The organism is Streptomyces sp. NPDC092369 (assembly GCF_044755245.1).
In the GTDB taxonomy this organism is placed as follows: Bacteria; Actinomycetota; Actinomycetes; order Streptomycetales; family Streptomycetaceae; genus Streptomyces.
Map to the genome: position 1 here is coordinate 402376 of NZ_JBIVQP010000005.1, position 19174 is coordinate 421549.

15 protein-coding genes and 1 pseudogene are annotated in these 19174 nt (G+C 71.9%); 10 read left to right on the forward strand and 6 right to left on the reverse strand.

Annotated elements, in window-relative coordinates:
• Positions 1–19: 19 nt before the first annotated feature.
• From ACIQI8_RS30150 to ACIQI8_RS30160, 3 genes are all read left to right on the forward strand, one after another.
• The gene (locus ACIQI8_RS30150) at positions 20–1363 is read left to right on the forward strand and encodes a tetratricopeptide repeat protein (protein WP_123998862.1); all 1344 of its coding nucleotides are present in this window, start codon (positions 20–22) and stop codon (positions 1361–1363) included.
• A gap of 105 nt (positions 1364–1468) precedes the next feature.
• Entirely contained in the window at positions 1469–2482 is a 1014-nt protein-coding gene (locus ACIQI8_RS30155) for a permease (RefSeq protein WP_402356957.1), read from the forward strand.
• Complete coding sequence (locus ACIQI8_RS30160; RefSeq protein ID WP_402356960.1) at positions 2470–3219, forward strand: TIGR03943 family putative permease subunit; 750 nt, start codon at positions 2470–2472, stop codon at positions 3217–3219. Before ACIQI8_RS30155 ends, ACIQI8_RS30160 begins: the two co-directional genes overlap by 13 nt.
• Before the next feature lie 63 nt (positions 3220–3282).
• On the opposite strand, the gene ACIQI8_RS30165 is transcribed toward ACIQI8_RS30160, so the two are convergent.
• Positions 3283–4059: a hypothetical protein gene (locus tag ACIQI8_RS30165; RefSeq protein ID WP_402356963.1), complete on the reverse strand. Its 777-nt coding sequence runs from the start codon at positions 4057–4059 to the stop codon at positions 3283–3285.
• Between the two features lie 353 nt (positions 4060–4412).
• Between ACIQI8_RS30165 and thrS the strand changes: the two genes are divergently transcribed.
• Positions 4413–5669, forward strand: a complete 1257-nt coding sequence (gene thrS, locus ACIQI8_RS30170; RefSeq protein WP_402356966.1) for a threonine--tRNA ligase — start codon at positions 4413–4415, stop codon at positions 5667–5669.
• A gap of 87 nt (positions 5670–5756) precedes the next feature.
• The gene (locus ACIQI8_RS30175) at positions 5757–6746 is read left to right on the forward strand and encodes a nucleoside hydrolase (protein WP_402356969.1); all 990 of its coding nucleotides are present in this window, start codon (positions 5757–5759) and stop codon (positions 6744–6746) included.
• Between the two features lie 84 nt (positions 6747–6830).
• Here the strand turns inward: ACIQI8_RS30175 and ACIQI8_RS30180 are convergent, their stop codons facing one another.
• Positions 6831–7763 carry an LAETG motif-containing sortase-dependent surface protein gene (locus tag ACIQI8_RS30180; protein WP_402356972.1) on the reverse strand — a complete coding sequence of 311 codons (933 nt, stop codon included), beginning with the start codon at positions 7761–7763 and terminating at the stop codon, positions 6831–6833.
• Between the two features lie 240 nt (positions 7764–8003).
• On the opposite strand from ACIQI8_RS30180, the gene ACIQI8_RS30185 reads away from it, so the two are divergent.
• A complete protein-coding gene (locus ACIQI8_RS30185) occupies positions 8004–9647 on the forward strand; it encodes a glycoside hydrolase family 13 protein (RefSeq protein WP_402356975.1) in 1644 nt (547 codons plus the stop codon).
• Between the two features lie 16 nt (positions 9648–9663).
• Here the strand turns inward: ACIQI8_RS30185 and ACIQI8_RS30190 are convergent, their stop codons facing one another.
• Positions 9664–10401 (reverse strand): DUF4142 domain-containing protein, encoded by a 738-nt coding sequence (locus ACIQI8_RS30190; RefSeq protein ID WP_402356978.1) that lies wholly within the window; start codon positions 10399–10401, stop codon positions 9664–9666.
• 265 nt (positions 10402–10666) lie between these two features.
• Here ACIQI8_RS30190 and ACIQI8_RS30195 point away from each other — a divergent pair, with 265 nt between their 5' ends.
• Entirely contained in the window at positions 10667–11416 is a 750-nt protein-coding gene (locus ACIQI8_RS30195) for a DUF6445 family protein (RefSeq protein WP_402356981.1), read from the forward strand.
• A gap of 28 nt (positions 11417–11444) precedes the next feature.
• Here ACIQI8_RS30195 and ACIQI8_RS30200 read toward each other — a convergent pair whose 3' ends face one another.
• The gene (locus ACIQI8_RS30200; RefSeq protein ID WP_402356984.1) at positions 11445–11813 is read right to left on the reverse strand and encodes a DUF6479 family protein; all 369 of its coding nucleotides are present in this window, start codon (positions 11811–11813) and stop codon (positions 11445–11447) included.
• A gap of 142 nt (positions 11814–11955) precedes the next feature.
• Here ACIQI8_RS30200 and ACIQI8_RS30205 point away from each other — a divergent pair, with 142 nt between their 5' ends.
• The 3 genes from ACIQI8_RS30205 (at position 11956) to ACIQI8_RS30215 (ending at position 15392) form a co-directional block, all read left to right on the forward strand.
• A complete protein-coding gene (locus tag ACIQI8_RS30205; protein ID WP_402356987.1) occupies positions 11956–12351 on the forward strand; it encodes a luciferase family protein in 396 nt (131 codons plus the stop codon).
• Positions 12352–12600: 249 nt separating this feature from the next.
• On the forward strand, positions 12601–14571 hold the full coding sequence (locus tag ACIQI8_RS30210) for a YncE family protein (protein ID WP_402356990.1): 1971 nt from the start codon (positions 12601–12603) through the stop codon (positions 14569–14571).
• Between the two features lie 203 nt (positions 14572–14774).
• Entirely contained in the window at positions 14775–15392 is a 618-nt protein-coding gene (locus ACIQI8_RS30215) for a DUF4328 domain-containing protein (protein ID WP_402356993.1), read from the forward strand.
• On the opposite strand, the pseudogene ACIQI8_RS30220 reads toward ACIQI8_RS30215, so the two are convergent.
• Both ACIQI8_RS30220 and ACIQI8_RS30225 read right to left on the reverse strand, forming a co-directional pair.
• Positions 15388–16479 (reverse strand): annotated as a pseudogene (locus ACIQI8_RS30220) (chitinase); the annotation flags it as partial. The gene ACIQI8_RS30215 and the pseudogene ACIQI8_RS30220 sit on opposite strands and share 5 nt — an antisense overlap.
• A 144-nt stretch (positions 16480–16623) precedes the next feature.
• Positions 16624–19167 carry an FtsX-like permease family protein gene (locus tag ACIQI8_RS30225; protein ID WP_402356996.1) on the reverse strand — a complete coding sequence of 848 codons (2544 nt, stop codon included), beginning with the start codon at positions 19165–19167 and terminating at the stop codon, positions 16624–16626.
• Between the last annotated feature and the right edge of the window lie 7 nt (positions 19168–19174).

Here is a 19174-nt window from a genome sequence, read left to right on the forward strand (position 1 = left end):
GGCACAGGGGGAGTTGGCGATGACGGACCGCGATGATCCGGGCACGATCGGGCGAAGAGTGCAGCATCTGCGGGCCGAACGGGGGCTGACCCAGAAACAGTTGGCCGAGCCCGCGTACACCCCCGCCTACATCTCCACCCTGGAGGCGGGCCGGGTGCGCGCCTCCGACGAGGCGCTGCGGCACATCGCCGAGCGGCTCGGGGTGGCGTACGAGGAGCTGGCGACGGGGCGGCCGGCCCACCTCGCGACCGATCTGCGGCTGCGGCTGACCGAGGCGCAGCGCACGCTCGCCACCGGCGCGGCCGAGGAGGCGGCCGGACAGTACGCCGCGCTGCTCGCCGAGGCCGAGGCGCACGAACTGGCCGACGTCGAGGCCGTCGCCCTGCTCGGGCTCGGCGAGTGCGCCATCGACACCGGCGAACTGGCCGCCGCCCGGCTGTACTTCGAGCGCTCCGAGCAGGCCCTCGCCGACGCGCCCCTGCCCGCCCGCGTGCCCGCCCTGCGCGGCCGTGCCGTCTCCCACTACCTGGCCGGCGAACTCCGGTACGCCGTCTACCTGTTGGAGTCCACCCTCGACGAACTCAACCGCGGCGGACTGCACGACCCGGACGCGCTGCTCCTCCTCTACGCCAGCATCATCGGCCCCTACATGGACATGGGCGCCCAGGCCCGCGCCGCCCAGGCCGCCGAGTTCGCGCTCGCCCTCGCCCCGCAGTCCCAGGACCCGGCCCTGGTCGCCCGTATGCACCGCTCGGTGGCCCGCACCCTGCTCGCCGAGGGCCGTATCGCCGAGGCCGACGCCTCCCTCGTCAAGGCCGCCGAGCTCTACCGCACCCTGCAACTGCGCACCGAGCTCGCCAACTGCCACTGGATGCGCGGGTACGTCTCCGCGCAGAACGGCGAACTGGAGCGCGCCGAGGGCGAGTTGCGCGAGGCCCTCGCCATGCTCACCGCGAAGCGCGCCGCGCTCTACAGCAGCCAGGTCGCCGTCGAGCTGGCCGACGTCCTGCACCGGCGCGGCAAGTCCGACGAGGCCGCCGCGATCCTGGAGGACGTGCTGGGCGGCCTCAGCTCCGAACGCGGCGCCCTCCACTCCGCCGCCGCGCACCGCCTGCTCGGCATCATCGCCGAGGACGCCCGCGACACCGACGCCGCCGAGGAGCACTACGTCCGCGCCCTGAGCCTGCTGGAACGGGCCGGCGCGGCAGGCGACCTCGCCGACCTGTGCCGCCTGCTGGGCGACCTGCTCCGTCGCACCGGCCGGGTGGAGGCGGCCCTCGACGCCTACCGCACCGGCCTGGGCCACCGCACGTCCCCGGGCACCACGACCCTGGGCCCGGCCCCCGCGCAGCCGCCGCTGTAAGCCTCCGTCCTGCCCCACAGCCCCCTCTCCCGCCGAACCCGAGGTGTCGCACAGCGGCAGCCGTTAGCCTGCGCGGGACGTTTCCGGCACTACTGGGACAGGCGCGTGCAGAATCAGCGGACGGTGGTCGACGGGGTGCGCCTCGTCGTACGCGCGCTGGTGTACGCCGTGCTCGGCGGCGCCGCGCTGATCGCCATCGCGACCGTCGTCTCGGTGCTCGGGCCCTCGCTCGCACTCGACCTCTACACCCCGCCGGTCGCCGCCTGGTGGACCGTGTTCACCGCCATCGCCGTCCAGGGCGTGCCCTTTCTGCTGCTCGGCACCGTCGTCTCCGCCGCGATCGGCGCCTTCGTACCGGAGCGCGTCTTCACCAGGCTCCTCCCCCGCAACCCCGCCCTCGCCGTGCCCGTCGCGGGCGCCGCCGGAGTCGTCCTGCCCGGATGCGAGTGCGCGTCCGTACCGGTCGCCGGGAGCCTGATGCGGCGCGGGGTCGCGCCCGCCGCCGCCCTCGCCTTCCTCCTCTCCGCGCCCGCCATCAACCCGGTGGTCCTGGTCGCGACCTCGATCGCCTTCCCCGGCGAGCCGAGGATGGTCCTCGCCCGCCTCGTCGCCTCGCTCGCGACGGCCGTGGTGATGGGCTGGCTGTGGGCGCGGTTCGGGAAGGACGAGTGGCTGCGGATGCCCGCGTCGAGGGGCGGCGGCGGTCGGGGCGACGCCTCCGGTCCGCGCGCCTTCCTCACCGGTCTCCAGCACGACTTCCTGCACGCCGGCGGCTTCCTGGTGCTCGGCGCCGCGGCCGCCGCGACCTTCAACATCGCCGTACCCCGGTCCGTCCTGGATCTGTTCACCGGTTCCGCCGGGGCCGCCGTACCGCTGCTCGCGGTGCTCGCCGTCGTGCTGTGCGTGTGCAGCGAGGCGGACGCCTTCGTCGCCGCCTCCCTCAGCGCCTTCCCGCTCACCGCGCGGCTGGCGTTCATGGTCGTCGGCCCGATGGTCGACCTGAAACTGATCGCGCTCCAGGCGGGCACGTTCGGCCGTTCCTTCGCCGTCCGCTTCTCCTCGGCGACCTGGCTGGTGGCCGTGACGAGCAGCGTCCTGGTGGGGTGGTGGCTGCTGTGAGAGGCCGACGGTACGGACCCGCCGTACTGCTCCTGCTGACCGGCGGCGCGGTGCTGCGCGTGACGCTTTTCAGCGACCTGTACCTGAGGTACGTACAGGCGGGGCTGCGGCCGTATCTGATCGTCTCCGGGGTGGCGTTGGTGCTGCTCGGTGTGACGACGGCGGTACTGAGGCGGGAGGCGTACGAGGGCTACGAGGGTGAGGACGAGGACGAGGGGCACGGCGGGCACGGTCACAGCGCCGCGGGGCCCCGTGTCGCCTGGCTGCTCACTCTCCCCGCCCTGGCCCTCCTGCTCTTCCCTCCCCCCGCCCTCGGTTCCTACAGCGCCGGGCGGGAAGCCGCGCAGCGGGCCGCGCAGGGGGTCGGGAGCTTTCCCGCGCTGCCGGCCGGGAACCCGGTCGAGCTGAGCGTCGCCCAGTTCAGCTCGCGGGCGATCTACGACAGCGGGCGGTCCCTGAAGGGCCGGACGGTCCGGCTGACCGGGTTCGTCACCCACGGGGCCGACGGCACCTGGTACGTCACCCGGCTCCTGGTCTCCTGCTGCGCCGCCGACGCCACCACCGGCAAGGTCGAGATCCGCGGCGACGACGCCCCGCCCACCGACACCTGGGTCACCGTCACCGGCACCTGGCACCCCAGGGGCGCGCTCGGCTCGGACGCGGCATGGCCGCCGGTGCTGGACGCGACGTCGGTCCGGCAGGTGAAGCAGCCGGCGGATCCGTACGAGAAGCGGTAGCGCCGAGGAGGCTGCGCCGGTCGGTGCCGGTGCGCTCGCGGCGTTCCGGCCCCTGCGGCTTCGTCAGACCTGCGCCCGCCCCTGCTTGCGTACGTCCGCCAGCCGCTGCGCCCCCACCTCCAGCGTCGCGTTCGTGATGTCCGGGGAGACCTCGCCCAGGCCGCCGTTGGTGACGGCGATGGTGTCGTCGCCGGTGCGGGCCGCGGCGACGTCGAGGGTGAGGACCGTCGGGTCGCCGTCGGGGGTCTCGGAGGTCAGCGTGACGCGCAGGCCCTGCCGGGTGTCGCCGACCTCCGGCAGGGCGGCCCCGGTGACCTCGACGGTCTGGACGGTGCCGCGTTCGGTCACCGCCGTGAACCGGGCGCACTTGCGCGGCAGCGACTTCAGCCAGGCCAGCGTCCGGTCGACCTCGGCGGGCGGCAGGGCGAGCACCTGGTACCGCAGTTGGGCTTCGTCCATGGTGTCGTCGAGGCCGGTCGCGGCCCGGGGCCGGGCGTCCTTGCCGAACAGGTCGTCGGCGTACAGCGCGTCGAGCAGCCGACGGCAGTCGGGCGCGTCCGTGGTCGCCTTGAGCAGGGCGTCCCGCCAGGTCGCCGCGCCCTGCGTCGGCGCCCATGGATCGCCGAGGTCCGCCTCGGTGACCAGGGCGGCCTGGGCCTGCGCGGTGGTGAGGCCGTCGGGTGTGGTCGCCGCGGCCGGGGCGGACGGGGGCGCCGAGGAGGGGATCGTGGGCAGGGGAGTGTGCGCCTGCGGCGGGGTGCTGAGGCAGGCCGACGCCGTGAGCAGGGTGCCCGCCGAGAGCGCGGAGGCGACGAGGACGCGGGCCGGGGGACGGGGCATCGGAGCCTCCTGGGAGACGGGCGGGGGACGCGCGGGCAGCCGTACGGAGATGTACGCGGGGCCGATCACGTCTCCAAGGGATCACCGCGTCCGGCGCTCCACCAGCGAGCCGGGCCGTCCGGGTTACCCGGCCGCCTGCCGGCTCCCGCTCAGCCTCGAAATTGCGTGGCGCCCGCTTCCCGCCCCTGGCTACCGTGGCCGATATGAAGCGCGCCCAGCCGTCTTGCACGACGACGCCGGAGAGAGTCCCGGCGCGCTGATCCACGACTGGATGAACGAAGCCCCGGGGCGAGTGCCCCGGGGATTTCCGTCGTCCCCGGCTCCCCGCCCCCGTACCTGAACGAGGAGCCCGCATGTCGCACGAGCCCATGCCTCACGAGTCCATGCCTCACGAGCCGCCGCCCCACGACCACCGCCGCCTCGGCCGCGAACTCGATCTCTTCGACACCGACCCCCTGGTCGGCGCGGGCCTGCCCTACTGGCTGCCCGACGGCGCCCTGGTCCGCCACACCCTGGAGGAGTACGTCCGGGAGGCGGAGCGCGCCGCCGGCTACCGGCACGTGTACTCGCCCGTCCTCGGCAAGCGCGAGTTGTACGAGATCTCGGGCCACTGGTCGCACTACAGCGAGGACATGTTCCCGCCCATGAAACTCGGCGCGGAGGAGGTCGTCCTGCGCCCCAGCCTCTGCCCGCACCACGCCCTGATCTACCGCTCCCGTTCCCACAGTTACCGCGAACTCCCGCTCCGCATCGCGGAGTTGGGCGGCATGTACCGCTCCGAGCTGTCCGGCGTGCTCGGCGGTCTGACCCGCGTACGGGCCATCCAGCTCAACGACGCCCACATCTTCTGCACCCTGGACCAGGCGGTCGAGGAGGCGGCGTCGGCCCTGCGGCTGATCGCGCGCGCCTACGACGATCTCGGGCTGAGCGCCCACCGGTACCGTCTCTCGCTCCCGGGCGAGGGCGGCAAGTACGTGGCCGACCCGGAGTTGTGGTCGCGGGCCACCGCGCTGCTGCGGGAGGTGCTGGCCGACGCCGGTGTCGACTACGAGGAGGCCGAGGGCGAGGCCGCCTTCTACGGGCCGAAGATCGACGTGCAGATCGCCGACGCGGCGGGCCGCGAGTCCACCCTGTCCACCGTCCAGATCGACTTCCACCAGCCCGAACGCTTCGACCTGCACTACATCGGCGCCGACGGCGCGAAGCACCGTCCGGTGATGGTGCACCGCAGCGTCATCGGCAGCGTGGAGCGGGCGGTGGCGCAGCTGGTCGAGGTGCACGGCGGGGCGTTCCCGGTCTGGCTGGCCCCGGTCCAGCTGGTGGTGCTGCCGGTGTCGGAGGAGCAGGGGGCGGCGGCGGAGCGGCTGGCGCGGGCCGCGGTCGCGCGGGGACTGCGGGCGGAGGTCGCCGCCGACGGCAGCCTCGGTGCCCGGATCCGCGCGGCGCGCCTGGTGCCGTACCAGGCGGTGATCGGGGCGCGGGAGGCCGAGGAGGGACTGGCCGCCGTACGGCTGCGGGACGGGCGTAAGCCGGGCGTACTGCCGGGCGAGGAGCTGCTGCGCCGGATCGGGGAGCGGGCCGCGGTCCGCGGAACCGGGCTGTGGGAGTGACCGACAGGTGACCATGGACGCCTAAGGTCGGGACGGCGGCCGTGTCCGTCCAGGCAGCGGCTTCGGCTCTACGGAAGGACCCCCGAGGTGACCGACCAGCCCATCCCGGTGATCATCGACTGCGACACGGGGGTCGACGACGCGCTCGCCCTGCTGTTCGCCGTCCGGCACCCGGGCCTCGACCTGCGGGCGGTGACCTGTGTCGCCGGGAACACGGACGTCGACGGGGTGGTCCGCAACACCCTGACCGTGCTGGAGGTGGCGGGCGCCGGTGACGTCCCGGTGGCCCGCGGCGCCGAACGCCCGCTGATCGAACCGGCCCGCTCGGCCCGGCACGTGCACGGCGCCGACGGCATGGGCGACCTCCCCGGCCTGCCCACCCCGACCCGGGCCCCCGCCGACGTGGACGCGGTGACCCTGCTGCGCCGCGAGATCCTCGCCTCCCCGCGCCCGGTCACGCTGATTCCGACGGCGCCCCTGACCAACATCGCCCTGCTCCTGCGCACGCACCCCGATGTCGTCCGCAACATCGAGCGGATCGTCTTCATGGGCGGCGCGGTGGCGACCGGGAACGCCACGGCGGTCGCCGAGTTCAACGTCTGGCACGACCCCGAGGCGGCGGCCGTGCTGCTCACCGCCGGGGTGCCGATCACGATGTACGGCCTCGACGTGTTCCAGCGGGTCGTCGTTCCCGGCCCGGACGTACGACGCCTGCGCGCGAGCACCGACCCGGCCGCCCGCCTCGCCGGCGACCTCCTCGCCCACCGCCCGGCCACCCCGGACGCCGACGGCGACGACCCGGGCGGCGGCATCGGCGACGCGGGCGCGGTCTGCACGGTCGTCGACCCGTCCGGGATCACCACCCAACTCCTCCCGGTCGAGGTCTCCTTGGCCCCCGGCCCCACCCGAGGCCAGACGATCGTCGACCGCCGCCTCCGCCTGGGCGAGTCCGAGATCCACGAGGGCACCCGCCCCCGCCACCTCGTGGACGTGGCCCTGGACGTGGACGTACCGCGCTTCGTGAAGCTGTACCTGGACACGGTGGAGTCCGGCCGCGCAGGGTCGGTCTCCGGCTGAGGCCCGGCAAGCCGAACGCCCCGGAGAGAGAAGGACTCCGGGGCGTTCGTCATGGGGACGGGGTCAGGAAGGCAGGGGCACGGGTCAGGTGCGCGTCGCGCGGCGGCGCTTGGTCGCCACGACGATCGCCGCACCCGCCGCGAGGAGCGCTGCCGCGCCGCCCGCGATGATGCCGCTGCTGCTGCCGCCACCGGTCTCGGCGAGGTCGCCGCCGCCGTTCGGCGTGGGGGCCGCGGGGGAGGTGGACTCCGAGGCGGGCGGGGTGGATTCGTCGGCGGGCGGGGTCGACTCCGAGGCGGGCGGAGTGGTCTCCTCGGCGGGCGGGGTGGACTCCGACGCCGGCGGGGTCGTCTCCTCGGCCGGGGGGGTGGGCGGCGGGGTGGACTCCGGGGTCTTCGAGCAGTCCTTCGTGCCGCCGTTCCAGGCCGCGATCAGCTTGTCCTTGATGACCGGGTGGTCGGGACCGGCCGGCAGGTCGCCGTGCTCGAAGCCGTCGTTCGCGTCCTTCTCGCCGTCGAACTTGACCGCACCGCGGTACAGGTCGATCTGCGCGAAGCAGCCCGCGTCCGGCACCGCGATGTCGAGCGAGTCGGTCTGGCCCTGCTTGACCGTCACGGTGTCGAAGTCGACGAAGACCTGCTCGCCGGAGGTCGCGAAGGTGGGACCGTGGGCGATGTAGGAAGCCAGCGAGGCGGTGCAGGTGGCGGCGTCACCGGCGGCGCGGACCTTGATGTGGACCTTGCCGTCGTCGGTGGGCTTGAGGTTCTGGTCGTCGACCTTCACCGAGGGGAAGAAGCTCGTGCCGTCGAGCGAGAACTCGCAGCGGTCCGTGCCGGTCTCGGTGCCCGCGCCGGTGCCGGGCTTGTACGAGCCGCCGGACTTCCAGCCGTCACCGCCGGGCGTACCGCCGTGGGCGAAGGCGCCTGAGGCACCGGCCACGGAAGCGGCACACAGGACGAGCGAGGCGGCGCCCGTCCCCAGCAGGCGGCGCGCGGTGACAGGTCTGGCTATAGACATGGATGTCCCATCTCAGGAGCTCAGAGAGAGCAGAGGAAAGGCAGTGAGAGACACTGGCCCCATTGGTCACTTGCGGCACAGCGTGCCCTCATGGTGGTTCGAGCCGTTGAGGCGTGTCAACTTGCTGTGACGTACGGAAACTTCAAGAGTCATCACAAATCCATCACACAGGGAATCATCTCCTCCGATCCCACTCCGCCGAGTTCAAAGCGTTATGCCGAGCACTGCCGAAGGGACACCGTGACCGACCTTTCCTCCAGGAACCCCGACTGGTGGCGGCAGGCCGTCGTCTACCAGGTCTATCCGCGCAGCTTCGCCGACGCCGACGGCGACGGGTTCGGAGACATCCGGGGCGTCACCGAACGCCTGACCCATCTGGCCGGGTTGGGTGTCGACGCCCTGTGGCTCAGCCCGTTCTACCCCTCCGAACTCGCCGACGGCGGCTACGACGTCGCCGACTACCGTGACGTGGACCCACGCCTGGGCACCCTCGCCGACTTCGACGCGATGGTCGCCGAGGCCCACCGGCTCGGCCTCAAGCTGATCGTCGACCTGGTGCCCAACCACACCTCGCGTCTGCACCCTTGGTTCCAGGAGGCCCTGGCCGCCGGCCCCGGCTCCCCCGCCCGCGCCCGCTACGTCTTCCACGACGGCCGCGGCGCCCACGGCGAACTCCCGCCCACCGACTGGCAGTCCGTCTTCGGCGGCAGCGCCTGGCGCCGGGTGCCCGACGGACAGTGGTACCTCCACCTGTTCATCCCCGAGCAGCCCGACCTCAACTGGGACCACGAGGAGGTCCGCGAGGACTTCCGCACCACCCTGCGCTTCTGGTCCGACCGAGGCGTCGACGGCTTCCGCGTGGACGTCGCGCACGCCCTCGCCAAGGACCTGAGCGAACCGCTGCGCGACCTCGGCACCCCCGAACTGAGCGCCGACGCCACCCTCGATCAACTCCCGCCCGGCACCCACCCCTTCTACGACCGCGACGAGGTGCACGCCATCTACCGCGACTGGCGCCGCATCCTCGACTCCTACACCCCACCCCGCATGGCCGTCGCCGAGGCCTGGGTACCGAGCGCCCGCCGCGCCCTGTACGCACGACCCGACGAACTGGGACAGGCCTTCAACTTCGAGTATCTGCAGGCTGGTTGGGACGCCGACGAACTGCGCGGGGTCATCACCGGCTCCCTGGAGACCGCGCACGCCGCCGGCGCCTCCGCGACCTGGGTGCTCTCCAACCACGACGTCGTACGGCACGCCTCCCGGCTGATGCTCCCGCCGGGAACCGACGCCAACACCTGGCTGCTGTCCGGCGGCCACGCACCCGACATCGACCCGGTCGCGGGCCTGCGCCGAGCCCGCGCGGCGACCCTGCTCATGCTGGCGCTGCCGGGATCCTCGTACGTCTACCAGGGCGAGGAACTCGGTCTGCCCGAGGTCGCCGACCTGCCCTTCGAGGTGCTCCAGGACCCGGTCTGGGAACAGACGGGCCACCTCAACAAGGGCCGCGACGGCTGCCGGGTGCCACTGCCGTGGACGCGGACCGGACCCTCGTACAGCTTCGGGGCGGGCGCGGCCTGGCTGCCGCAGCCGGAGAGCTTCGGCGCCTACGCCGTCGAGGCGCAGGACGGCACCGAGGGCTCCACGCTTGAGCTGTACCGCGCCGCCCTGAAACTGCGCCGCAAGCTGCTCACCGGCGAGACGCTGACCTGGACCGCGGGCACCCCGGCCGGCGTGCTGGACTTCGTGCGCGGGGACGGCTGGCGGTGTGTGACCAACCTGTCCGGGGCGGCCCTGCCGCTGCCGGCCGGCGAGGTGCTGCTGAGCAGCGGGCCGTCGGCAGCGGGGTCGATCGACCCGGACACGACCGTCTGGCTGGGCTGAGGGGTACGCCGGCGGGTCAGCCCACCGTCGGGGTGGGGCTGGGGGCCGGCGCGGCACCGCCCGAGAGCCCGTCGATGTCCACCGGGGTGGAGGTGGCGTTCGGCGGCGGGGTGAGCACGATCGGCTGCTGGCCCGCGGGCGGCGCCGGCGGGGTCAGGTCGGTCTTGGGCAGCTTCGGCGGGGTGGTCTGCGTGAACAGGGCCGTGTCGAAGTTCACCAGGCCGGTCTTCTCCATGACCGTGATGTGGTCCAGGACCGTGTTGTTGGCCTGGTCGGCCAGGGCGCGCACCAGGCTGTTCTTGGTCGTGGAGCGGATCTTCGCCACCGTGTTGAAGATCGAACCGTGCGTGATCCGCAGGATGTTGGCGAAGTCCTGGTCGAACTGCGCGCCGCTGTCCGCGTTCAGGGTGTTGACGAAGCCCTGCTGCTGGGGACTGGCCAGGTTGGGCAGGGTGATGCCCAGCATCGGGGCGATCTTGCGGCACGTGGTGTCGAGTGCCGAGTGGCCGTCGATCAGGTGCTGCGAGGCGGTCAACACCCCCTTGTTGGTGCCCTTCTTCAGGCCGATCTGACCCACGGGGTACTCCCACAGGCCGGCCGCGCGCACCTTGACCACGAAGTCCCGGTCCGACTCCGTCAGCGGCCCCCACTGGGTGTTCGCGATGATTCTGTCCGGTGAGGTCGAGACGGTGCTCACTCCGAGCATCGACGGGTAGGCGAGAGCGGCCAGTGTCAACGTCAGAGCACCGCCCACAAAGAGAGTTCCCGTCGCATTCCGCGAAAAGCGCACCGTGCCTCCTGCCCGGTCGGGGGTCCCGCCGAGCACGGCGGGGTCGGACGAGGAGGAGTACGGCTGCGGAGGCCGTCCGACTCTCTAGATTTGGTAAAGCCGAGGAAAAGTGAGACGTGTTCCCGGTCACTCCCACGTCGGCGGGTTGACGGTTCGTTGACCAACTCACGGGAGATTCCGGACGAGTTCGCGGGAGAGTCCATACGGACCCCCGCCCTAGATTCGCGGCATGCCCCCACAGCAGCCCCCCAGGATCCCCGTCGGCCGCCCCGCTGCTCCCCCCACGCGCTCCCCTTCTCCCCCCACCCGCTCCCCTTCTCCCCCCACCCTCCCTGTACTGCCCTACCGCAAGCCCACCAAGGGCCGCGACTACTGGGTCCTGGACGACGTCCTGCCCGAGGTGGACGCCGTACGGGAGCGCGTGCTGACCAGGGACGACTGGGTCAAGGGGTATCCGTACACCTCGGAGACCTGGCCCGGGCTGCGCACCATGCCGGGCCTGGAACCCGCCGAACTCGCCCGCGTGGAGCGGCTGGTGAAGCAGGCGACCGGCGCCAAGGAGCTGTGGGTGCAGCGGGCGCCCGGCGGCGGCACCCTCAACCACAACTGCGTCCAGGTCGTCGGCGAGGGTGAGAGCGAGCCGCGTCCGCACACCGACTCGCGCGCGCTGTGCCGGTACGCGGCGGTGCTGTACCTCAACCCCGCCGTGCCCAAGGACTGCGGGACGAGCTTCTACCGCCAGTCCATGCCGGGCGGCCGGCTCGGCGGCAACGTCGTCCAGGCCCCGCACAACAACCTCGTCGAGGCCCTCGGCACCCGGTTCGTGGCCCCGGACGCCTTCGAGGAGGACGTCCGCGTCCCGCACAAGTACAACCGCCTGCTCCTGTACAACGCCAACCTCGTGCACAGCGCGACCGGTTACTCCGGCCGGACGCTGGAGGAGAAGCGGATGACGGCGGTCTTCTTCTGGATGGCCTAGTCCCTGTGACCGTGCGCACGGCCTCGGTTCAGACGTGGCCGAGGCCGCCCCCGCCGAAGGACCCGCTGGACCCCGGCAGCCAGCGTCGGCGCCGCTGGTCCTTGCCCGTTCTGCTTCCGGAGTGATGGAGGTCGTAGGGCATGAGCCGCTCCCGGCCCTCCCCGTGCGGCATCTCGTCCGGTTCGCGGATCTCGCGCTGCTCCCGGACCGGCCCGGTGTCGGGAAGGTGGGGATGGTCGCCCGGGGCGGGCCGCGGCAGTTCGCGGTCCCGGACCCTCATGCCGAACTGCACGGCCCCGACCAGCGCACCGGCGATGATCAGGCCACCGACGAACGCGGCGACGACGTCGAGTACTCCACTCGACGTGGCCGCCAGGACATACGTGGCAGTACTCATGGGTCGATTATCGCCGACGATCGGATAAAAGGGGAATGGAGGACCAAATCGCCGCCCGCGCGGAACGTGGAAAAGGTCTCCTCCGGGTTACGTAGCCCGCAATCCCTGGTGGACGGGCGGTGAGCACCGCACCATGGGTCCCATGACCCCGGCCCAGAAAGCCATGGACCAGCTGGTGAAGTGGCCCGACCTCAGCCCGTGTCCGGCCGCGTGCGGCACGGGCCGGGCACTGCGCTCCCCCCGCGACGAGATCGTCCACTTCCACTCGGACCGCGATGTGGACCTCCATCTCACGTCCCGGGCGATCCAGCGGCTGCACTACGACTTCGCCGAGTCCAGCGCGATCCGCATGGTCCCCGGCTCCCGCTGGGTCACGATCCACCTCGACTGCGACGGCGACGTCGACCTGCTGCTCAGCCTGGTGAGCGTGGCCCTCAAGGCCCACCAGGGCGAATCGGGCCCGGAGACCGCCTTGATGATCGGGTGCAACTACCACCGGGTGACCGTGCTGCAGCGGGACGGCGCCGAGGAGGCGTGACGGCGCGGGCCGACGGCGCGTGATGGTTGTGGTCGACGAGGCGTGATCATCACCTCCTTCAAATCCCTTTCACAACTGTCACAGCCATGACATAAGCTGCGCTCAGGCAGCCGCGCCCCGTGCGTCACCGCAGGACGACAGCACAGGCAGTACAGACACCACTGGCAGTACAGGGGGCACGTACGGGCGTTGCGCGGCGCTCTCAACTCCCGGTGACACACCGGGATTCTTCGTGGGGGTATCAGTACTGTGCGCACGCGCAGCATCTCGACCGCGACGGCGCTCGCGGTCCTCTTCGGCTCGGCGGCGCTCGCCGTGGGCACGGCCGGACCGGCGGCGGCCGACTCCGCCAAGGTCCTGCCGGTGAAGTCGGTCGGCGACCTCGTCGTGGACGGCCTGCACCAGCGGGTCTACGTCTCCGACCCGACCAGCGGCAAGATCCTCATCACCGACTACGCCGGCACCGTCAAGGCGACCCTCACCGGGATGCCCGGCGTGACCGGCCTGGCCCTGTCGGCCGACTCCGGCCTGCTCTACGGGGCGGTCAAGGGCGACGACCGGATCGTCACCGTGGACACCCGGACGGCCACGCCCACCGTGAGCTACCCGCTCGGCAACGATGTCGACCCGACCGACCTGGAGGTCGTGGACGGCCGGGTCTGGTTCTCCTACGACGGCACCTTCGGTTCGCTGGACACCTCGGGCGCCGAGCCCGTCGTCCACCTCGACCAGCGCGGCGACGCCGGCTTCTTCGGCTCCGGCGCGATCCTGGCCGCCGACCCGTCCGTGCCGGGCGTCCTGGTGGCGAGCGACGGCAACGCGGTCGGCGTGTACGACGTCACGGCCGACGGCGCCACGCTGCGCACCAAGGGCAGCACGGGCTCAGCGGTGAAGCAGATCGACCTCACGCCCGACGGCAAGCAGATCCTCACCTCCTGGGGCGGGTCCGGCGGTTACGGCGTCGGGGTCCTGTCGGCCACCGACCTCTCGGTGCAGCCGAACTACCCGACCAACCCGTACCCGAACGCCGTACGGGTCGCGCCGGACGGCACCGTCGCGGGCGGCAGCGACTCCTGGTACGACCCCGACGTCCACATCTTCAAGCCCGGGGACCTCAAGCCGACGCGGGAGTACGACTTCCCCAACACCGGCAACAGCAGCGGCGCCGACACCCTCGTCGACGGCGCGCTGGCCTGGGCCCCGGACAGCAGCCGGATCTTCGCCGTCTCCGTCAACGACTCCGGCGTCTTCACGCTGCGCGCGCTGACCGACCCGACCAAGGAGCTGCCCACCCTCACGGTGGCGGCGCCCGCGAAGTCGGACCGCGCCAAGAAGCTCACGGTCACCGGCAAGCTGGCGTCCAAGACGCTGCTCCCGGCGGGCACGGGCCTCAAGGTCACCCGCACCGACCTGGACTCGCCGAACGGCAAGGCGCTGCCCGTCGTCAAGACGAAGGCGAACGGCACCTTCTCCTTCACGGACACCCCGCCGGCCGGCGGCAAGGTGACCTACAAGGTGAGCTTCGCGGGCGACAAGGCCCACGCGGCCGCCGCCGGCTCGGACGCGGTCACGGTCTCCCGCGCCTCGACCAAGCTGAGCGTGAACAACAAGGGCAAGATCTACTCGTACGGCAAGGACGTCAAGTTCACGGCGCACCTCGGTACGACGTACAAGAACCGCTCGGTCGAGATCTGGGCCAACCCCTTCGGCGCCGACAAGCCCAACAAGCTGCTCAAGTCCGGCAAGGTCAACTCCCACGGTGACATCGCCGCGTGGGTCGACATGACCCGTGACACCGACGTCACCGCGGTCTTCAAGGGCGATTCCCGCTACGCGCCCAAGACGGTCAAGGTCACGGCCTTCGCCAAGGTCAAGGTCTCGGTCGCCGTCTCCAAGCACTACAAGACGGGCAAGATCGGCTCCCGCACGTACTACTGGTTCCACAAGAACAAGAGCCCGCTGTTCACCACGACCATGTCGTACTACCCCGGTCGTCAGGAGCGCCTCGACCTGGAGGTCTACTACCAGGGCACCTGGTACGACGCCGACTCCGAGTACTTCTACCTCGGCACCAACGGCAAGGCCGCGGTCACCCTCCCGGCGCCGGGCGAGGCCGGCATCAAGGTCCGGATGCGCTCGGCGTACATCAACGGCTCGTCGGGCGACAGCGTCAACTCGACGACGTACACGGGCTGGAAGTACCTGTACTTCTCCAACTGACGTGCGCCGGAAGGCCGTAGAGCTTGCTGTTCCGCAGGGGCGTCCCGCACAGGGGGCGCCCCTGCGGCGCGTGCAGCAGGTCGGGCCGTAGGGGCGCCCCCACCTGCCCGCCTCCCCACCCCGTCCGCGAGGATGACCCGGTGAACGATCACCAGGAATCCCTCCACGCTCATCCCGACTCTCACCTGCGTCCCGTCCGTGGCGTGGCCTTGTGCGCCACCGTCGCCCTTGCCCTCGCGGGTGTCGCCTGGGTCGCTCGGGCCGTGTGGCACATACGGCTTGCGGTGGTGGGGGAGCCGGCGGCCGGGCCGCCGGATCAAGGGGAGGGTGTGCATCGGCCGTTGACCTCGTTGGAGGACTCGTATCACCTGGTGTCCTCCGTCGGCGGGTTCGTGGTCTTCGTCTGTGTGCTCGCCTTCCTCAGCTGGTTGAACCGGGTGCGGGAGAATGCCCGTCTGCTGGCCGGTGCTCCGCCTCGCTATGCGGGGATCTGGGTCTATGCCGGCTGGATCATTCCCATCGGCAACCTGTGGATACCTCGTGGGCTGGTCGTCGACGTCCATCAGAAGAGCGCGCCCGGTGCGCGGCTGCCCTGGATCGTGAACCTGTGGTGGGGGCTGTGGCTCGTCGGGCTGTTCAGCGGGGTGGGGCTCATGTACGCCGACTCCACCGACGAGGTCATCGCTCGCGCCTACACCGAGGTGTGGCCGCTCCTCGCCTCCGACCTCGCCGTCGTCGGTGCGGCGGTGGCCGCGATCTTCGTCGTGCGCGCGGTCACCGCCGTACAGGAGACGCGGGGGCGGGTGGACGTCAGTCCGTGAAGCGGGCGAACGTGTGGCTGAAGGAGTAGAGGTCCTGGGCGATCCCGGAGCAGGAGTTGGCGCCCTTCGTGCCCACACAGCCGCCGTTGTCACGCTGAAGGGCCCAGAAGGAGAGGGTGTTGATGCCCCTGGCCTCGGCCCAGCGCTCGACCTTGACGGCGTCCTGCGTGGTGAAGGTCTCCTCGGGACCGAAGTCGTCGATGCCGGGCATCTCGGTGACACCGATCATGTGCCACAGCTTCGAGGAGCTCTTCTTCGGGTAGAGGGCGGCGAGTTGGGCGTGCAGCCCGGCCGCCGCCGTCTTCGTGTCGGCCGCCATGTCGTGCACGAGGCCGTCCCAGTAGTCGAAGGTCATGATGTTGACGACGTCCACGCGGGCGCCGTTGTCGACGGCGTTCTGCAGCAGGGCCACCCCGCTCGGCGCGAGTCCGTTGGTGAAGGACGGCAGGGTGTACGAGAACTGGACGCGGTGGCCCGTGCGTTCGGACCAGCGCTGCACCTTCGCGATCGCCTTGTTGCGGCGGTCGATGCCGGCCGTGTTGTTGATGGAGTCCGCTTCGATGTCGAGGTCGATGCGGGAGACCCCGTACGTCGTGACCAGGCCCTCGTAGACCTTCGCGATGGCGTCGACATCGGTGCAGCTGTCGGCCAGTTCGGTGTTCGTCGTGTCGGCCGCGTAGCCGCCGAAGGACGGGATGACGTTGCCGCCGCGCGCCTGGATCTTCGCGAAGTCCGCGCCGAACGAGTCCTTGGTGAGCGGGAGTTTGGTGTCGCCGTTCCAGTAGGCGGTGCACGAGCCCGTCGCATCCGTCTGGAGGAAGGCCATCGTCAGGTACTTGTTGCCTGACGCGGCGGCCAGCGCGGCGGGGCTCTCGCCGGTCCACGCCTCGAAGTACGGCGCCGCCACGTGTGCCGGCATCGGCCGCACGTGGTGCGGGGAGTGCCCGGAGTGCGCGGACGACTGCTGGGCGGCGCTCGCCCCGCCGCCGCCGAGCGCGAGGAGCCCGGCGGACAGGGCGGTGACGGCGGTGCAGGACAGAAGTGCACGGACTCGAAGTGCTCGAAGTAGCGGACGCTGTCTTCTCATGGGCGCTCCTGAGGAGGAGGTGGGCCTGAACGGGCAGCGCCTATCGTTGGACTAGACCAATTGTCTGTCAAGGTTCTTTACCATCACCGGACCCAACCGGATCCGACCGGGCCTGTTCGTCTGCGCCGGACTCGGCCGCCCGAGTCACCTGACGGCAGCGGCCGGCGGCGTCCGCAACGCCCGCCTGGTCGGGAACTCCACCGTCGCGAACGCGGTCACCACGACCGTCGCCGCGATCGCCGGCAGCAGCCAGACCGGACCGGCCGGCCACGGGTGCCCGAGGAACCCCTGCCCCAGCAGCGCGAGCGGCACCGCGGACAGCGCGAGCCCGGTGGCGAGCGCGGTCGCCGCGATCACCGCGGCCTCACGCCGCATCATCGCGCGGACCTGCCGCGGGGTCGTACCGACCAGCCGCAGCGCCCCGATCTCCCCGCGACGCTGGGACGTCGCCGCGACCAGCTTGTTGGCGATGCTGAGGAGGAGATAGCCGAGCAGGACCACGACCACCGCGAGGTTGACCCAGACCTCGGGCGGAGTGTCCTGGCCGGTGTCGACCCCGTCCGTGGGCGCGAGCATCAACCCGGGCCGGGAGGCGATGAGTCGGGCGAGCCGGTGCTCGGTCTTCGCGCTGCCGTCGGTGCGCACGAGGACGCTCGGGTCCAGGTCCGTGGAGGTGTGGCCGGCGGCCAGGTCCCGGGACAGCACCACCGGGCCGAACCCGAGTCCACGGTCGTACACCGCGACCACCGTCGCCCGCACCGGAGTTCCGTCCCCGAGCACCAGCCGCACCCGCTCGCCCACCCCGGCCCCGAACGAGCGCGCGGCCTCGTCGCTGACGGCGACCGTGGCGCCGGTGAGCCGGTCCGGGTCACCCTTCTTCACCCCGAGGTCGATCACACCCGCCGCACCCGAGGAGAGGATCTGCGCGGCGGCCTCCTCGGTCGTCGGCGCGCCCCCGAACTCCTTGTACCGCACCACCACGGTGGTCGACGCGACGGCCGCCGCCGCCCGCACTCCGGGCACCTTCCGCACCGCCTCCGCGGTCCCGGCCGGCAGCCCGCCCAGACCCGGCGCGCTGACCCGGAACTGGGCCAGCGTCCCCGTCCGGGTGTCGTCCGAGGTGGCGGCCATGACGGTGGTCTGCGCGAGGGTGAACGTCAGCACGAACACGACCGCCATCGCCAGCGGGCTGACCACGCCGGACAACCGCTGCGCGTACCCGCGTACGTTCGCCACCGCCAGCCAGGTCGGCGCCGCGACCCCCGGCCGCAGCCGTCGCGCCATCGCGTTGCCCATGCCCTTGACCAGGGCGGGACCGGCCAGGGCCAGCCCGATCGCGGCCAGGATCCCGGCCATGGAGGTCGTCGAGGCGCCGAGCGCGGTCCGGGCGAAAAGCGGAGCCACCGACAGGGTCAACGCCCCCAGGATCAGCACCAGTCCACCGCTCGTGCGGGCCTTCGACGGCTTACGGGGTTCGACGCGCGACTCGGCGACGGCCTCGGTGGCCGGCATCCGCGAGGTGCGCCAGGCGGCGCAGCGGGCCGAGACCTGCACGGCTGCGCCCATGAGGAGGAGGGTCGCGAGGGCGGGCAACGGGCTCACGGTGAGCGGGAGTTCGGGCGGCAGCACCCCGTGGTCGGTCAGGAGGGTGCGGAACTGCCCGGCGAGCACGTAACCGAGGCCGATTCCCGGCACCAGCGCCACCGCCGCCACGACCGACGACTGGGTCGCGGCAAGTCGCCTGATCTGCCTGGGTGTTGCTCCGACCGCCCGCATCAGGGCCAGATCACGGCGCTGCCCGGCGATCGTCACACCCAGCGCGCCCGCCGTGACGAAGCCGGTGATCAGCAGCACGATGCCGCCCAGGGACGTCGACAGGAGGACGAGGAGGGAACGGGCCGAACCGATGCCGGGGGCCACCGCGTCGCCGCGGTCGGCACCGGTCAGGACCTTGAGGCCGGTCCCTTCGAGCCGGTTCCGGACGGCGGAGAGAACCCACTTCTCGGTGCCGGGTGCGGTGCGCAGGCCGATGAGATCGACGGTGCCGGCACGGGAGTCGGCCCTGCCCGTGGTGTTCTCACTCCCGCGTCCGGACAGCCGTAGAGCGGTCTCGTCCGCGAAGTAGACACCGGCGCCCGGGGATCGGACCAGCGCGGAGACCCGGTAGGGGGTGGCGGCGCGACCGCCCGCGACGACCTCGATACGGTCGCCGATCCGGACGCCCGTTCCGGCGGCGACCGCGATCTCACCGGGGCCGGCGGGGGCGCGACCCTCGACGCGGGGGTGGGAGAGCAGCTTTGTGGAGGACCAGCCGTGGCCGGCGGAGGCGGGGTCGTCGTCCACGGGTACGACCGTGCCGTGGGCGTCGAGGAGTCCGGTGGGGAATCCGATGTCGCCGACGGCCGCGGTGACGCCCGGCAGTCCGGCCAGCTTGCCCACCAACTCGGCGGGTACGGTGGCGCGTTCGGGCAGCGCGATCGGCATCTCGCCGTCGGCGTGGAACTCCTGGTCGGCGGCGACGACGACGTTCGCGCCGCCGAGCCGGCCCGGCGGGAGCTGGGAGCCGAGTCCGGACTCGGCCAGTACGCCGGTGGTGGTGATGAGGGCGGCACCGCCCAGCACCGCGCACGCCACGGCGAGCAGGGAGGTGATGCGGTGGGCGGCCATGCGCCAGGCGAAGTGCAGCATGTCGGTG

What these genes read in the sequence shown, in the direction of transcription:
- ACIQI8_RS30150 (WP_123998862.1), top strand. Translation starts at nt 20, where the DNA reads ATGACGGACCGCGATGATCCGGGCACGATCGGGCGAAGAGTGCAGCAT.
- ACIQI8_RS30165 (WP_402356963.1), bottom strand. Translation starts at nt 4,059, where the DNA reads ATGCCCCGTCCCCCGGCCCGCGTCCTCGTCGCCTCCGCGCTCTCGGCG.
- thrS (WP_402356966.1), top strand. Translation starts at nt 4,413, where the DNA reads ATGTCGCACGAGCCCATGCCTCACGAGTCCATGCCTCACGAGCCGCCG.
- ACIQI8_RS30180 (WP_402356972.1), bottom strand. Translation starts at nt 7,763, where the DNA reads ATGTCTATAGCCAGACCTGTCACCGCGCGCCGCCTGCTGGGGACGGGC.
- ACIQI8_RS30195 (WP_402356981.1), top strand. Translation starts at nt 10,667, where the DNA reads ATGCCCCCACAGCAGCCCCCCAGGATCCCCGTCGGCCGCCCCGCTGCT.
- ACIQI8_RS30200 (WP_402356984.1), bottom strand. Translation starts at nt 11,813, where the DNA reads ATGAGTACTGCCACGTATGTCCTGGCGGCCACGTCGAGTGGAGTACTC.
- ACIQI8_RS30205 (WP_402356987.1), top strand. Translation starts at nt 11,956, where the DNA reads ATGACCCCGGCCCAGAAAGCCATGGACCAGCTGGTGAAGTGGCCCGAC.
- ACIQI8_RS30225 (WP_402356996.1), bottom strand. Translation starts at nt 19,167, where the DNA reads ATGCTGCACTTCGCCTGGCGCATGGCCGCCCACCGCATCACCTCCCTG.